The 15195-nt window shown below is 65.4% G+C and carries 16 protein-coding genes; 7 read left to right on the forward strand and 9 right to left on the reverse strand.

Annotated elements, in window-relative coordinates:
• Positions 1–53: 53 nt before the first annotated feature.
• Together E9536_RS28435 and E9536_RS28440 are read right to left on the reverse strand one after the other, a co-directional pair.
• Positions 54–584, reverse strand: coding sequence for an OsmC family protein (locus E9536_RS28435; protein ID WP_021160217.1), 531 nt, complete (start codon positions 582–584; stop codon positions 54–56).
• 476 nt (positions 585–1060) lie between these two features.
• Entirely contained in the window at positions 1061–2626 is a 1566-nt protein-coding gene (locus E9536_RS28440; RefSeq protein WP_124814972.1) for a methyl-accepting chemotaxis protein, read from the reverse strand.
• Between the two features lie 599 nt (positions 2627–3225).
• Here E9536_RS28440 and E9536_RS28450 point away from each other — a divergent pair.
• Entirely contained in the window at positions 3226–3555 is a 330-nt protein-coding gene (locus E9536_RS28450) for a VOC family protein (protein ID WP_230947254.1), read from the forward strand.
• Positions 3556–3715: 160 nt separating this feature from the next.
• Here E9536_RS28450 and E9536_RS28455 read toward each other — a convergent pair whose 3' ends face one another.
• Positions 3716–4303: a DUF6886 family protein gene (locus E9536_RS28455; RefSeq protein WP_211097503.1), complete on the reverse strand. Its 588-nt coding sequence runs from the start codon at positions 4301–4303 to the stop codon at positions 3716–3718.
• Positions 4304–4514: 211 nt separating this feature from the next.
• Between E9536_RS28455 and E9536_RS28460 the strand changes: the two genes are divergently transcribed.
• Both E9536_RS28460 and E9536_RS42210 read left to right on the forward strand, forming a co-directional pair.
• On the forward strand, positions 4515–5111 hold the full coding sequence (locus E9536_RS28460) for a flavin reductase family protein (RefSeq protein WP_124535881.1): 597 nt from the start codon (positions 4515–4517) through the stop codon (positions 5109–5111).
• Positions 5112–5156: 45 nt separating this feature from the next.
• On the forward strand, positions 5157–5519 hold the full coding sequence (locus E9536_RS42210) for a hypothetical protein (RefSeq protein ID WP_247873524.1): 363 nt from the start codon (positions 5157–5159) through the stop codon (positions 5517–5519).
• Here E9536_RS42210 and E9536_RS28470 read toward each other — a convergent pair.
• A complete protein-coding gene (locus tag E9536_RS28470) occupies positions 5516–5926 on the reverse strand; it encodes a VOC family protein (protein WP_060170174.1) in 411 nt (136 codons plus the stop codon). The genes E9536_RS42210 and E9536_RS28470 overlap by 4 nt on opposite strands.
• A 150-nt stretch (positions 5927–6076) precedes the next feature.
• On the reverse strand, positions 6077–6619 hold the full coding sequence (locus E9536_RS28475; protein ID WP_136471512.1) for an ATP-binding protein: 543 nt from the start codon (positions 6617–6619) through the stop codon (positions 6077–6079).
• A 128-nt stretch (positions 6620–6747) separates the two neighbouring features.
• On the opposite strand from E9536_RS28475, the gene E9536_RS28480 reads away from it, so the two are divergent.
• On the forward strand, positions 6748–7842 hold the full coding sequence (locus tag E9536_RS28480; RefSeq protein WP_136471514.1) for a PDZ domain-containing protein: 1095 nt from the start codon (positions 6748–6750) through the stop codon (positions 7840–7842).
• A 58-nt stretch (positions 7843–7900) separates the two neighbouring features.
• Here the strand turns inward: E9536_RS28480 and E9536_RS28485 are convergent, their stop codons facing one another.
• A complete protein-coding gene (locus E9536_RS28485; protein WP_027792093.1) occupies positions 7901–8602 on the reverse strand; it encodes a TetR/AcrR family transcriptional regulator in 702 nt (233 codons plus the stop codon).
• Between the two features lie 52 nt (positions 8603–8654).
• Between E9536_RS28485 and shc the strand changes: the two genes are divergently transcribed.
• Positions 8655–10691: a squalene--hopene cyclase gene (gene shc / locus E9536_RS28490; RefSeq protein WP_027792094.1), complete on the forward strand. Its 2037-nt coding sequence runs from the start codon at positions 8655–8657 to the stop codon at positions 10689–10691.
• A gap of 22 nt (positions 10692–10713) precedes the next feature.
• Here the strand turns inward: shc and E9536_RS28495 are convergent, their stop codons facing one another.
• On the reverse strand, positions 10714–11733 hold the full coding sequence (locus E9536_RS28495; RefSeq protein WP_136471516.1) for an aldo/keto reductase: 1020 nt from the start codon (positions 11731–11733) through the stop codon (positions 10714–10716).
• A gap of 101 nt (positions 11734–11834) precedes the next feature.
• On the opposite strand from E9536_RS28495, the gene E9536_RS28500 reads away from it, so the two are divergent.
• Positions 11835–12746, forward strand: a complete 912-nt coding sequence (locus E9536_RS28500) for a LysR substrate-binding domain-containing protein (protein ID WP_021160208.1) — start codon at positions 11835–11837, stop codon at positions 12744–12746.
• 168 nt (positions 12747–12914) lie between these two features.
• Here the strand turns inward: E9536_RS28500 and E9536_RS28505 are convergent, their stop codons facing one another.
• Positions 12915–13331, reverse strand: a complete 417-nt coding sequence (locus E9536_RS28505; protein ID WP_136471518.1) for an SRPBCC family protein — start codon at positions 13329–13331, stop codon at positions 12915–12917.
• Positions 13332–13360: 29 nt separating this feature from the next.
• Positions 13361–14380 carry an aldo/keto reductase gene (locus tag E9536_RS28510; protein ID WP_060170165.1) on the reverse strand — a complete coding sequence of 340 codons (1020 nt, stop codon included), beginning with the start codon at positions 14378–14380 and terminating at the stop codon, positions 13361–13363.
• Between the two features lie 321 nt (positions 14381–14701).
• Between E9536_RS28510 and E9536_RS28515 the strand changes: the two genes are divergently transcribed.
• Positions 14702–15046 carry a DUF4148 domain-containing protein gene (locus E9536_RS28515; RefSeq protein WP_211097504.1) on the forward strand — a complete coding sequence of 115 codons (345 nt, stop codon included), beginning with the start codon at positions 14702–14704 and terminating at the stop codon, positions 15044–15046.
• The last annotated feature ends 149 nt before the right edge of the window (positions 15047–15195 follow it).

The raw sequence follows: 15195 nt of genomic DNA on the forward strand, positions 1-15195 counted from the left end.
CAGCCCCATGCAAGGCTGCGACGCGCCGGTGCACCGACGCACATCAACCGTGCTCAACCGTGCGTATGCCGCAATTCGCCGTCGATCGTCTGCGGCAGCGTCAACAGGTTGAAGATCGGGCACACGGCCTCGACCGCCTGATGCAGTGCACGAATCGTCTCCGGCGGCTCGGGCGACACGATATCGAGCGTGTAGCGGAGGTTGTGCGGGAACACCGGCACATGCTCGAAGCCCGGCTGCTGCGCGAGCGGATGCTGGTCGCCGGTCACCTCGACTTCGATCGAGTCGATCTTCAGGCCGCGCTCCGCGGCCTGGATCAGCGTGATGTGCGTCAGGCAACTGCCCAGCACGCCGAGCTGCAGCTCCGGCGACGCCGGCCCGAGGTTGTAGCCGGCAAAATCGGGCGGACTGTCGCTGATCACCTGGAAATCGCGAATGCGGATCTCGCGCACGCCGCTGCGGCCCAGTGCACGCACGGTCGCTTTCAGCGGCGTCGCCTTGAATTCCGGATCGTTGCGCGCGGCATCCTTTTTCGCGAGCCAGGCGTCGCGCTTCTGTTCGAGATAGTCGTTCAGTGTCGTCATGGTCGGGCCGGTACGGTCGCAGTCATCGGCCTCGCATGCGACGGCCGGTTGAGGGGAGTCGTCATGCTATTCCGATCCGCCTCGGCCACTAAACGATCTTTCCAGCAAAGCAATTCGCGCCGCGCGATGTCACATTGCAACCTCCGCGTTCAGGAACGCGTCGGCAGTTATGCACCGTCCTCCGACTTATCCACAATTTCCGTGCATAACCCTGTGGAGAACCTGGCGGCAATCGCGCTGCCGCCCTTGCCGACAGGCGTCGCCGCGCCGCCGTCGTCGCATCGCGGGCACTGAACGCGAACGGCGTCGCCTCGGTTTCGACGCTCGCCCGGATCCGGTTCCTCATCGTGCCGGCGCATCGGTTGCATCAATATCGGCGGTCAGGATGTCCGCACCAGAAGTGTGCTGCTTCGACGACGTCCACACCGTGTCGTGCCGCGAGCGCGGCCCGGCGATCCGATGCCCGCCCCGATGCATCACGCGAGCGCGTCGTCACGCAGACGGAACTGCGCGACCGCCGCGCTCAGCCGCGCGCCTTGTTCGTCGAGCGACAGCGCGGCGGCCGCGGCCTCCTCGACCAGCGCGGCATTGCGCTGCATCGCCTGCTCCATCTGGATGACCGCGGCGTTCACCTGCTCGATGCCCGACGATTGCTCTTCGAACGCGTGGCTGGTGTCGCTCATGATCGTGTTGACGCGCTCGACCGCGGCGACGAGCTCGGCCATCGCCGAGCCGGCCAGGGCGACGAGACCGCTGCCGTCCTCGACGCGCTGCGCGGAATGGCCGATCAGCTCGCGGATTTCCTTCGCCGCCGACGCGCAACGTTGCGCGAGCCCGCGCACCTCGGTCGCGACGACCGCGAAGCCGCGCCCTTGCTCGCCCGCGCGCGCGGCTTCGACGGCAGCGTTCAATGCGAGGATGTTGGTCTGGAATGCGATGCTCTCGATCACGCCGACGATCCCGGAGATCTTCGCGGAACTGTGCGAAATCGCCGACATCGTCTCGACGACGCGCTGCATCGCGTCGCCGCCGCGCGACGCGATGCCCGCCGCGCCCTCGACGTAGGTGCGAGCATCGCGCGCATTGTCCGCGTTCTGGCGCACGGCCGCCGTCAGCTGCTCGACGCTCGCCGCCGCCTGCTGCAGCGAAACGGCCTGCTGCTCGGTACGCGCCGACAAGTCGACGTTGCCGCTCGCGATCGTTCGGACGTCGCCGACGATCGTCTCCGTACTCGTGCGCACCTGGTTCACGGTGTCGACGAGGCCGTCCTGCATCCGCTTCAGCGCATGCAGCAGATACGCCATCTCGTTCTCGCCGGGCACGACGACCGTGCCGGTCAGGTCGCCCTTCGAGATCTTTTCGAACTGGCCGACCGCGAGCCTGATCGGCTCGATGATCGCCTTCGCGAGCACGCGCTGCGCCACGAAGCCGACGACGAGCGCGAGCACCGCGACCGCGACCATCCCCCACACGATTCGGTGGAAAAGGACACCGGCCGCCTCGTAGCGCGCCTTTTCACGCGCGACCTGGAAAGATTCGAGCGCATCGATCGCCTCCTGGTACGCGGTGAACAGGGCCGGCGGCGCGGTGCGTTGCGTGTCGAGGAAGCCGAACGCGTCGTCGCCGTCGAGTTGCGCGAGCGCCTTCAGGAACACGCCGTCGAGCAGGGCACGACGGCGATTCTGCAGCGTGTCGAACAGCGCCTGTTCGTCGGCGTTGCGCGCGTGCAGGCGCGCGTAGGCATCCAGTTCGTCGTTGCTCTGCTTGAGGAGCGCGTGGACTTTCGCGACCTCCTCCTTCGCCGACCGGCCGGCGCTGATGACCTGCGCGACGTCGCTCATCCGTTCGCGCAGCACGAGCATGCGCTCGGAGCTGGTCTTCAGGTGCAGCAGCGACGCGGTGTCGTCGCGGTACATCGCCTCGAGCGAACCGTTGCCCATATAGAGGGCCGCGATGCATGCGCCGACCACCAGCACGAGCAGCACGGTATAGCCCGCGATGGTCGCGACGAGACCACCACGGATAGTGAGTTGTTTTCGCATGACGTTCCCTTGCGCCGGCCGGGCGCGGCCAGCGGCGGATGTGGATTCCGGATCACGAAAGACGCGCGCCGTGTCACAACACGCGGCGCATGGGCTGCGAACGGGTTAACGGCGGGTGGAACCGGGAGGTTTTATCCGCACGCGACGCGAATCTTGACGATTGCGACAGGTGTCGGTCTCGCCACGCCGGCTTCAGTCACGCGACCCGCGGCGGACGGCAGCCAGCGCGTCCGCGCCCTGGCCACGGAAACGACGCCGACGTTCTGGGTTGCCGGCCGCACGATCGCGTGTCCGGATAGCGGACAACAATGGAGAAAAGCGCGCTATTCCGCACTCTGGAATGACCGGCGTATTTCAATCCGCTTACTCGCGGCAAATCTGAATAACCACGCCGAAAGTGCACGCTGGCGAATCTGACTGTGTCCTCTACGGGAATGGAAGTTGAGCCACGCGAATGTATATCGGGGCGCGTTCCGGCGGCTGACCGAAGCCCTCAAAAGATTGTTGCCAGGTGCTACGATGAGAAACCTGTCGGCGTCCCCGATACATTCGGCCCTGATCAATTTCAAAGGCTCGCCATGAAGCTTCGGACGGTATATTTGAAAGTCATCGACATGGAGACATCCGTCTCGTTTTGGCGACGATTACTCGGACACGAGCCGCACAAGCAGTCCGGAAAGTGGACGGAATTCATGATCGGTGAAAACCGGCTAGGTCTTCTGCTAAACGACTTTGGCGACGAATTCAACGGTAGCGGTTCGGTTCCGGTCTTCGAATTCGAGGAAGAGGCTCTTCACGAGTTCGTGCAGCGGGCATTGGAAAACGGTGCTTCCGTGGTCATGGACGGATTGAAGATTGAATCGATGAAAAGCATCGTCCTGAGCAGCCCCGACGGACACGAGTTCGAGCTATGCATGTGTCACGCCTAGGCACCGCCGGGATTGCCTGCCGGATAGGCATCCGAAGCGTGGCGCCTTACGTCACCGCATGAGCGAAAAGGGGTTCGAGAAGCGCCGTGCGCTCTCTCGCCCCCGTCGATGCACGTGCCACGCGAACCGCACCGGGTTCCACGGTCGACCGTTGACGCCGCTACGTAACGGTAACCGTCCGCCCTGGCTGCGAGTGGGTCCCCTCCGGTTTCCCCCAGTCCTGCGCATTTCGCAATCTGATGCCGCTGGCATGCAGCGTCGTTTGCCAGACGCCTTTCAATGGCGTGAGCCTGTCCACGACCCGTAACGCGATACCTCTCGACGCCAGTTCGCCCACCAGATCATCCAGTGCGTCAACCCGGGTGGGAACGACTGGCGTACGCGACACATGCATCCCGACATCGCCGATATCCTCGAACGGTTCGACAGGCAGATGGTAGCGATAGATGCGGGCTGTCTTGAAACGGTCGAGCCACGCATGCTCGATATGCGCGATCGCGCGAAACGACGTTCCACCGAACCATGCAGCCCGATCCTCGATGCTCGTGGACGGTGTCGGCCAGACGACAATGCGCGGACACTCCCTGGGAAACAGGTACAGAAGTTCGTGCGCCTCATCCGTCGACCATACCAATGGCCCATTCAACCATTCCTGTCCGGCCGGGCGCTCAACCGCAACACGCACGGGCCGCGGATGAAAATTCACGATCGTCGAATCGTCGCTGAAATGAAAAAGACGGATTGTCATGTCGCATGCCCCCGAGCTGCTCGAACGTCACGATCTTGCTGACCATCAGGGCCAGCGAGTTGGCCGCCGCTGCCCCCATCAGGAACCCGACGACTACCAGGCGCTGCGTCCCCGGAAGATGCCTGCCGGTCATTGACGTTTCATGCAGCACTGAAACGACGTGGTCCCGATCACAGTGAAAATGGCGTGTCGAAATTCCTCTCCGAATATCATGGAAACCCGCAGCATCGGCCTTCCTGTTTTGTACTTCGGCACACCTGTTGCGCTCGTTTCCAGCCTGAGTCCGGACGGAACCACGAATCTTAGCCCTATCTCATCCTATTGGGCACTGTCCGATACGTTACTGATCGGCCTGAGCGAAACGGGTCAATGCAGTCGCAATCTGCAACGATGCAAGGAGTTGGTACTCAATTTGCCGGATGCGTCGTTGTGGACGAACGTCGAGGCCATCGCAGCAACGTCCGGGGCGGAAGCCATGCCCGATGCGAAGAGGACGATGGGCTACAGGTTCGAACGTGACAAGTTCAAGTGCGCTGGCCTTACGGCGAAAGCGAGTGAATGCGTTGCTCCAATGCGAGCCGCTGAATGCCCGATCCAGATCGAAGCAGGCGTGGTTCGCACCCATCAGATCGGCAAGGAAGCAGATGCCTTGATCGCCGTCGAGGTGAAGGCGCTGCGCATCCATGTCCATTCCGAACTGCTTACCGTCTCGGATCGAATCCAACTCGATCGATGGCATCCGCTGTACTACGTCTTCCGTCAATACTTCTCGCTTGGGCAGCATCTGGGGAAAAATTTCAGAGCGTAGCTCAGCGTTGTCTCACCGATAGGCGCGCTGACTCCAAAGGACGTCATGGATGAATCGCATACGTTCAATGCCATGCAGACGAGTTTGAACGCGGCTTCCCCCTTCGCCAAACCACGCATGCTGAATTGCCCGAAGCCCAGGACGGCCTTGATCCGACCGTCGGGCGGTTCGACGATCGATTTACGTTTGCGGATATGCGTGCCGGCTCTCCTCGCTGTTCAGCGCGTCATGCGGGGCTGCCGTGCGCGGATATTGTCCGGCATCGACTCGCGCCGCCTGCTTGCCCTCCCGTCCCAGCGTCACGATCAGTTCGGCGCCACAGGCATTCAGTTGTTCGAATACGATTTCGTCATCGCATACCCGTCGCCCGCTTGCTGTCGCAAAACGTTCTGCCGCGCGGACGCCTAACCACCGCCGGCCAGCCGTGAACGAATCTCGTCAACCGAGAGATCGCGCAGATGCGTGGCGATCTGCCATGTATTTCCCCAGCGGTCTTTCACCATAGCCCGCCTGTCGCCATACGGCATGTCGGCCGGCGCTTCGAGCGGAATCGCGTGTGCCGCGAGCGCCCGCCGATAGGTCAGGTCGGCATCCTCGACATAGACATACAGAAACGCGGGCATCGGATCGCGCAGGCCGTCCTCGCCGCTGATCATCACGACGGAATCGCCGATCCGGATTTCCGCGGGCAACCCGGGTCGGAACGCGCCCTGGGCGTGAAACACCGATCGCATGAATTCGATCAGGTGTTCCGGATCCGGCACCACGATGCGGGGCGTGACGGTATGCCATCCGTCGGGCTGGAATCGGGCCATGTCGGGCAGCCTCCGAAGAGATTTCCGCAGGTATTCTCCTCCGGCTCCGGCGCGCTGCAAAGCGCAGGCCGCCGCCGGCCAGAACGCCCTTGGTTCAATCGACGATGAGCAGTTTCGCGCCGGTCCGGGTGGACGATCGACGGGCCTCCTTTACGAACCCGGCCTGACGATGCCGGCTTCGTCATAAGCGACGATGTTCAACCCTTCCGTCGCCGTCGGCGCGACGAAGTACCGCGTCATCCTGTCGAACTCGGCGTCCGATGCCTGGAACGGATGGTCGCCTCGCGCGTTGCGCGCGCGCAGCCGCACCTTGCAAACGGCATCGCTGACGTCGAGGTAATGCAGCCGATGACCGCAGCCGGCGGCCTGCGAAACGGCGAGCCCCCATGCGCGCGCGGCGACGGTATTGAACGGCACATCCAGCACCACCGACACGCCGGCCTGCAGCACCGCGCGGGCCTGATCTGCAATCACGTTGCCGACGCGCCGTGCACACCGGACGTAGTCGTCGATCGACAGGATCTCGCCCGGATAAAGATGCGCGAGCCACGCGTCTTCGCTGATCGCAACGACCGGCCCGGCGCTCGCGAGCCGCGCGACGAGCGTCGATTTTCCGGAAGCGATCTTGCCGCATACCATGTGGAGCAACACGGCATCGTCCGATGCCGTCGCGTGAAGTGACTTCGTCTGCATTTCCAGGTTCTCCGTCGAATGCCCGGAAAGCAAAAACCCGCCTTCCAGGCGGGTTGTGACGATATCCATTCAGTCGATCGCTACCCCGCCGGCAATATCGCGGCGCGAATAATCGAACGGATTGGCGAATGGGTCATGCGCGTCAGAATAACCAGCAGCCCGATTGCGGGCAAGCGAATCGGAAGCGGCATACTTCAACCCGCAGGCTTGAAACTGATACCCTTGCCGGAAAACAGATACGGAGTTCCGTGGCGGCCCGCGCCACGTCCATTCAGATAACAGAAAACAGAAAACCAAAGAGAGGGCATTCCGAAATGAAACGTGGTTTTGTATTTGCCGGCCTGCTGGCAATGTCGTTGTTCGCCGCGCAGGCGGCACGGGCGCAGGAAAAGGCCGCGCCGCCTGTTTATACGTGGCTGTCCGAGCGTTTCCCGGATTACACCCGCTACGATTCCCCGGTATTGACCATCAGCGATTCGGGTTTATCGGCCGACCAGGGCATCGTCGACGCGCAACTGACGCTGGTCCAGTCTCCGCAAGGCGTCGATTCCGTACTGGGGCTGGCCGTCGCCTTCCATACGAAGCAGAAGTGGAATTTCAATACCGTGCGCGACTACGGGAAATTCGGCACCCGCTACCGGCAGCCGGACCTCCCCGTCGTGATTCCGACGCTGAACGGCGGTGGCTACAACGACACCGGATACTGGAACACGGCAGCCGATGGCGGCAAGACCTGGCCCGTCAACGGCGGCATCTTCATCCTGCTGGACCGCCTCAACCTGAAGACCTACGAGATCAGCGGGACCGACCTCGTGCTCAGCCTCTCGGACTACGACGCAACCGACAAGGTCTTCAGGATCCGGATTCCGGCCGCGTACCTGTCGCGCTTTCTTGCCAGCATTCCGAACGACCGCCGTCTGGTGCCGGAAGAGTTGAGGGGCCGCCCGATGGGCTTCGGCGTGCATTTCGTCGACCTCGACGAGCGGGAGCTGGCGGGCATGAAGCTCCCCGGCGGCGCGCTGCAGATCCTCGGTGTGCTGCCCGGCACCGTCGCCGATCGCGCCGGCCTGAAGAACTACGATGTGCTGATCCGGTTCGGCGATCGCCCGCTCAAGACGATGGCCGATCTGGCCGACGCCGTGCATGCGACCGCCAAGGGCACCGTGGTGCCGCTGACCGTCTGGCGCGATGCCAGGGCGGTCACGCTGCAGGCGCAGTTCTGATCGCGCCGCCGGGCCGGTGCGCGAACGCGGCCTGACGCCGCGGCGCATGCGTCACGCGTCACGCGGCCCCGTCGCGCCCCTTCGGAAACGCGCCATGGCTCATCGCGTCGAGTTGCCGCTCGATCTCCGCGCGCAATTCGGCGGAGATCTCGACGCTGTCGAGCAACTGCGAAATCCATAGCCCGTCGGCGGCGAGCCGGCAGATCATCAGCGTCGCGGCCTGCTCGAGCGGCACCGGGTCGGGGCGCGTCCATTCCCGCATCGGCACCGACCATCGTTCGCGCGTGTCCTGGTCGGTAATCATCGACGCGACGAGCACGCGCAGCACGTCGGTACTCGCGACCGGCTGCGACTCGTCGAGCACCGCGTGCATGTAGGCCCGCGCCGCCGCACCGGCGCCGCCGGCATCCGCCGCCACCCGCTCGGCCATCTGCGCGGCGAACCGCCCGGTCGCCTGACCGAACAGCGCATCCAGCAGCCCCTGCTTGTTCGCGAAGTGATACTGCAACGCGCCCTTCGTCACGCCGGCGCGCTCGGCCACCGCATCGAGCGTCAATGCGGCCACGCCGTGATGTGTCGCGATTTCCGATGCGGCCGCCAGCAGCTGCGCGCGCACCTGGTCCGGTGCTTTTTTCCGACGCACGCCGGCGGTGGCGACGGCCGGCGCCGACGATGCTTCAGGCGCCCGCGCACCGGCCACGGCAGCCGGTTCGACAGGCTCGGCCACATCGTGCGGCGCGGGTTCGAGGTGCTTTTTCATGATGCGGATGTTAGCACCGGGCGTCTCGATATAAACATTCCGGCTGGATGGTATGATCCGCCGCATGACTCGATCCACCCCCTCCCCCTGGTCCGCGCTCGACACCGCCATCGCCCGTGGACGCGACGCCCTCGTGCGTCTCCAGCAGCCCGACGGCAGCTGGTGTTTCGAACTCGAATCCGACGCGACGATCACCGCGGAATACATCCTGATGATGCATTTCATGGACAAGATCGACGACCTCCGCCAGGAGCGGATGGCGCGCTACCTGCGCGCGAACCAGCGGCTCGACACGCACGGCGGCTGGGCACTGTACGTCGACGGCGATCCGGACGTGTCGTGCAGCGTGAAGGCGTACTTCGCGCTGAAGGCGGCCGGCGACAGCGAGCACGCGCCGCACATGGTCCGCGCGCGCGACGCGATCCTGAAGCTCGGCGGCGCGGCACGCTCGAACGTGTTCACGCGCATCCTGCTCGCGACGTTCGGCCAGGTGCCGTGGCGCGCGGCGCCGTTCATGCCGATCGAATTCGTGCTGTTCCCGAAGTGGGTGCCGATCTCGATGTACAAGGTCGCGTACTGGGCGCGCACGACGATGGTGCCGCTGCTCGTGCTGTGCTCGCTGAAGGCGCGCGCCCGCAATCCGCGCAACGTCTCGATCCGCGAGCTGTTCGTCACGCCGCCGGATGAAGAACGCCGGTACTTCCCGCCCGCGCGCGGCATGCGCAAGCTGTTCCTCGCGCTCGACCGCACGGTGCGTCATGTCGAGCCGCTGATGCCGAAGGGCCTGCGGCAGCGCGCGATCCGCCACGCCGAAGCGTGGTGCGCGGAGCGCATGAACGGCGAGGACGGGCTCGGCGGGATCTTCCCGCCGATCGTGTACAGCTACCAGATGATGCAGGTGCTCGGCTACCCGGACGATCATCCGCTGCGGCGTGATTGCGAGAACGCGCTGGAAAAGCTGCTGGTCACGCGGCCGGACGGCAGCATGTATTGCCAGCCGTGCCTGTCGCCGGTGTGGGATACCGCGTGGAGCACGATGGCGCTCGAGCAGGCACGCGGCGTGGCGGTGCCGGAAGACGGCGAGCCGGACGACGCGCGGCGCGCACTCGACGCACGCATCGCGCGCGCGTACGACTGGCTGGCCGAACGCCAGGTGAACGACCTGCGCGGCGACTGGATCGAGAACGCGCCGGCCGATGTCCAGCCGGGCGGATGGGCGTTCCAGTACGCGAACCCGTACTACCCCGACATCGATGACACCGCGGTCGTCACCGCGATGCTCGATCGCCGCGGCCGCACGCATCGCAACGCGGACGGCACGAACCCGTATGCGCCGCGCGTCGCGCGCGCGCTCGACTGGATGCGCGGGCTGCAATCGCGCAACGGCGGTTTCGCGGCGTTCGACGCCGACTGCGACCGCATGTACCTGAACGCGATCCCGTTCGCCGATCACGGCGCCCTGCTCGACCCGCCGACCGAGGACGTGTCGGGGCGCGTGCTGCTGTGCTTCGGCGTGACGAAACGCGCGGACGAACGCGCGTCGCTCGCGCGCTGCATCGAATACGTGAAGCGCACGCAGCAGCCCGACGGCAGCTGGTGGGGCCGCTGGGGCACGAACTACATCTACGGTACGTGGAGCGTGCTGGCCGGCCTCGCGCTCGCCGGCGAGGACAAGTCGCAGCCGTATATCGCACGCGCGATCGAATGGCTGCGTTCAAGGCAGCATGCGGATGGCGGCTGGGGCGAGACGAACGACAGCTATATCGACCCGAAGCTGGGCGGCACCAATGGCGGCGAGAGCACGTCGAACTTCACCGCGTGGGCGCTGCTCGCGCAGATGGCGTTCGGCGACTGCGAATCCGATTCGGTGAAGCGCGGCATCGCGTATCTGCAGTCGGTGCAGCAGGAAGACGGTTTCTGGTGGCATCGCTCCCACAATGCGCCCGGCTTCCCGCGCATCTTCTACCTGAAGTATCACGGCTATACCGCGTACTTCCCGCTGTGGGCGCTCGCGCGTTACCGGCGGCTGGCGGGCGCGGCGGCGGCCGCGCCCGCGGCAGTCGATGCGGCCGACACGGCCGTCGCCTGAACGATCGCGCGCCGCCCGGCGCTCAGCGATCGATCGGCAGCGGCGCATCGGCCGCGACGAGCTGCTGCTCGCGCATCTCGCGCCAGAAATCGGCGGGGATATCGAACGTCAGTGCCGCTGAATCTTCCGCGATCCGCTCGGGCCGGCTCGCGCCCGGAATCACCGCGGCCGTCGCCGGATGCGCGAGCACGAACTGCAGCGCGGCCGCCTTGACCGGCACGTCGTAGCGCACCGCGATCGCGCGGATGCGCTCGACCTTCGCGACGATGTCGGGCGGCGCCTTCCGGTATTCGAAGTGCGCGCCGCCGACGAGCACCCCCGAGCTGTACGGGCCGCCGACGACGATCCCGACGTTGCGGGCCGCAGCCGCCGGCATCACGCGCTGCAGCGCGCGTTCGTGATCGAGCAGCGTATAGCGGCCGGCCAGCAGCATGCCGTCCGGTTGCGGTTCGGCCAGATCCAGCACCAGTTCGATCGGCTCGACGCGGTTCACGCCGAGGCCCCATGCACCGATCACACCTTCTTCGCGCAGCTTGCTCAGCACGCGGAACGCGCCCTCGCGCGCGGCCTCGAACTGCGCGAGCCATTCGTCGCCATGGATGTCCTGCGCGATGTCGTGCACCCAGACGATGTCGAGGCGGTCGGTGCGCAGGCGCTTCAGGCTGTCCTCGATCGAGCGCAGCGTCGCGTCGGCCGAGTAGTCGCTCACCAGCCGGTTCGCGCGGCCATGCGCGAAGATCCCGCTCTTTTCGCCGTAGTCGCGCGTCTTCGCGTCTTCCATTTCGTCGAGCACGACGCGGCCGACCTTCGTGCTGATGACGTAGTCGCCACGGCGATGGCCGGCAAGCGCGTCGCCAAGGCGCGCTTCGGCCAGGCCGGCGCCGTACGACGGCGCGGTATCGAAGTGGCGGATACCGCGCGCCCACGCGGCTTCAACGGTGGCGATCGCTTCTTCGTCGGGAATGTCGCGGAACATGTTGCCGAGCGGCGCCGCGCCGAAACCGAGCCGGTTGTCGGCCGGCAGCGTGTCTTTGAGACTCATCAGTTGCTCCGGGTCTGACAGGAAAGTGAACCCAGTCTAGGTTGCACACATAAGTCTGTCCAAGACATAATTCGTCAAACTTGAGTCCCAGAAGGTCTTATATGCTCGACATCCGCCAGCTTCAGTATTTCATCGCGGTCGCGGAAGAGGAACACGTCGGCCGCGCGGCCGAACGCCTGCACATTTCGCAATCGCCGCTCAGCCGCCAGATCGCGCAGCTCGAGGAAAAGCTCGGGCTGACGCTGTTCGAACGCAGCCAGCAGCGCATTCGTCTGACGCGTGACGGCCGCACGTTCCTCAGCGAAACGCACGCGTTCCTGCGTCACGCGAACCGCCTCGAATCGCTCGCGCGCCGGCTCGGCCGCGGCGACGAAGGCGGCCTGTGCATCGGCTACCTCGAAACGGCCACGCACTCGGGCGTGCTGCCGCGTGCGCTGAAGACGCTGCGTGCCGATCGCCCGTCCGTTCACATCGCTCTGTATAACTATCAATCCGCCGCGCAGCTCGAAGGCTTGCGCGAACGCAGCCTCGACATCGCGCTCGTCACCGAGCCGCCTGCACCTGACGACCCCGAACTCGATTCGATGCGGGTGCTGAACGATCCGATGCTGCTCGCGATGCCCGACGGGCACCCGCTCGCGAAGAAGAAGACGCTCGTCGCCGACGATCTCGCCGCGCAGGCGTGGATCGGCGTGACGCAGCACGAAAGCGCGCCGCGTCACGGCGCGTTCGTCGCGGCGTGCGCGAAAGCCGGGTTTTCGCCGGACATTTCGGTGGAAGCGACCGAGCCGCTCGCGGCGCTCGGCCTCGTCGCCGCCGGGCTCGGCGTGACGATGATCCAGCAGAGCCTGCGTCACCAGGTGCCGGAAGGCGTCGTGCTGCGCGAGCTGCCCTGGTTCAGTTACCGCACGCCGCTGTGGGCCGCGTGGCACAAGGTCAACCTGCGGCCGCTGGTCGGCATCTTCCGCGAAATCCTGACCGGCGAAGAGGTCGTCGCGGTGGCCGGAAAGTAACGCTGCGGATGGCCGGGGAGCCGGCACATCGGTGCGGTCGCGCATGCGAAGCAAACATGCCAACGCCTTCGGCACGAGCCTGAACCCGCGACGAAGGCGCTGACGGAGCCTGATATCGCCGGGCTCCTGCTCACGCGATGCGATGCGATGCGTCGAGTCGCGCTGCCGTCAGGCCGCCGCGAACCGCTTCGCCAGTTCCGCGAGGCCCTCTTCGTAGATCCCGCGGAACAGCTTGACGGTGTCGTCGTCGGTCGCACCGTGCGGCGTGAACGTGCCCGACCATTCGACGGTCGACGCGTTCGGGCCGTTTTCGCGCACGCGCAGCGTCGAGCGATAGTTCACGACCGGGAACGGCGCTTCGAGGATCGCGTACGTGTAGCTGCGTTGCGCTTCGTCGAACGCGACCAGCCGCTCGACGATCGCCTCGCCGGCCGGGTTCGCGAGACGCCGCACGCGCCCGCCTTCGCTCAGCTCGCTGGCCGGAATGTACGACAGCCAGTCAGGCAACGACCCGAAGCCGCCGATCAGCTGCCAGACCGTCCCGGCCGAAGCCGGGAGTTCGATGCTTGTATTGGCCTGTGCCATGTCATCACCTTTCAGGATCGACGTCAGGATCAACGACCGGCCGGCAGCGGCGCGTTGGCCGCGATCAGACCTTGCTCACGCATTTCGCGCCAGAAGTCGGCCGGGATCACCACGTTCAGCGCTGCCTGGTCTTCCGCGATCCGCTCCGGGCGGCTCGCGCCCGGAATCACCGCGACGGTGGCCGGATGCGACATCGAGAACTGCAGCGCGGCGGCCTTGATCGGCACGTCGTAGCGCGTGGCGATCGCCTTGATCCGCTCGACCTTCGCGAGGATGTCCGGCGAAGCCTTCTGGTATTCGAAGTGCGTGCCGCCCGCGAGCACGCCCGAGCTGTACGGGCCGCCGACGACGATCCCGACGTTCTGCGCGGCAGCCGCCGGCATCACGCGTTGCAGCGCGCGCTCGTGGTCGAGCAGCGTGTAGCGGCCGGCCAGCAGCATGCCGTCCGGTTGCGGTTCGGCGAGGTCCAGCACCAGTTCGATCGGCTCGACGCGGTTCACGCCGAGACCCCATGCCTTGATCACGCCTTCTTCGCGCAGCTTGCTCAGCACGCGGAACGCGCCCTTGCGCGCGACCTCGAACTGCGCGAGCCATTCGTCGCCGTAGAAGTCCTGCGCGATGTCGTGCACCCAGACGATGTCGAGGCGGTCGGTGCGCAGGCGCTTCAGGCTGTCCTCGATCGAACGCAGCGTCGCGTCGGCCGTGTAGTCGTTGACGATGCGGTTCGGCCGGCCGTGTTCGAACAGGCCGCCCTTTTCGCCGAGATCGCGCGCCGACACGTCTTCGATTTCGTCGAGGATCACGCGGCCGACCTTGGTGCTCAGGACATATTCGTCGCGCGGGTGGTTCGCCAGCGCATCGCCGAGGCGGATTTCCGCCAGGCCCGCGCCATAGAACGGAGCCGAATCGAAATAACGGATGCCGTGTTGCCATGCCGCTTCGACGGTGGCCGCGGCTTCCGCGTCGGGGATGTTGCGGAACATGTTGCCGAGCGGGGCCGTACCGAAACCAAGGATCTTGTTACCGGGCAGCTTGTCTTTGAGACTCATGATTTTCTCCAGGGAATGAGGGAAAGCGGGTTCAGTCTAGGTACGTCGGTTAAGTCTGTCCAAGACGGAATTCGACACACTTGAGTCCCCAGAGGTCTGAATGGCCGTTTCAAGGCCTGCCTCGATGCCCCGCCCCGACACCCCGTTCCGGCAGGACGCCCGACCGGCAAGGGTTTCGACCGAATCCATGCCAGATTCGTGATTCCAGATCAAAAATCATTTGGGCCGGCAGCCGTTTTTCCCGGGCGCCGCGATACCTATATTGGCTGCACTCGCAACGACATCGACGTGGTTGCGGTTCACTCGACCCGACAGGTACCCATGATGAAAACGCTGATTTCTTCCACGCTTGCCGCACTGATCCTTTCCACACCGGCGCTGTCGTTCGCGCAGCAGGCCGACCATCAACTGACCCGCGCCGAAGTGAAGGCCGAAATGGCGCGCCTCGCGGCCGTCGGCTACACCCCGGCGCTGGACCACAACCAGTACCCGGTCGCGATCCTCGCCGCCGAAAAGCGCGTGCGTGAAAACGCCGTCGCACACAATGCGCCGGGCACCGCACCGGCCGCCGCGACGTCCGGTTACGGCAGCGAAGCGCGCACCGCCGGCGAATCCGGCCGCGTGACGACGATCAACGGCCGCGACTCGATCTATCGCGGCCATTGAGCCGCGCCGACGCGCAAGCGCGCCCGCCTCCCGATACGCGCCACCGCTCGTCCCGCCCTTCCGCATGGCCGGCCCGAATCGCCTGAACAGGCATTCGGGCCGCGTGTCGTCGCCGCATTTTTTCTCCCCCGCCCTGCCCCGCGAAACCC

Origin of the sequence: Burkholderia sp. LS-044 (genome assembly GCF_004803625.1) — a bacterium.
GTDB lineage: Bacteria > Pseudomonadota > Gammaproteobacteria > Burkholderiales > Burkholderiaceae > Burkholderia > Burkholderia cepacia.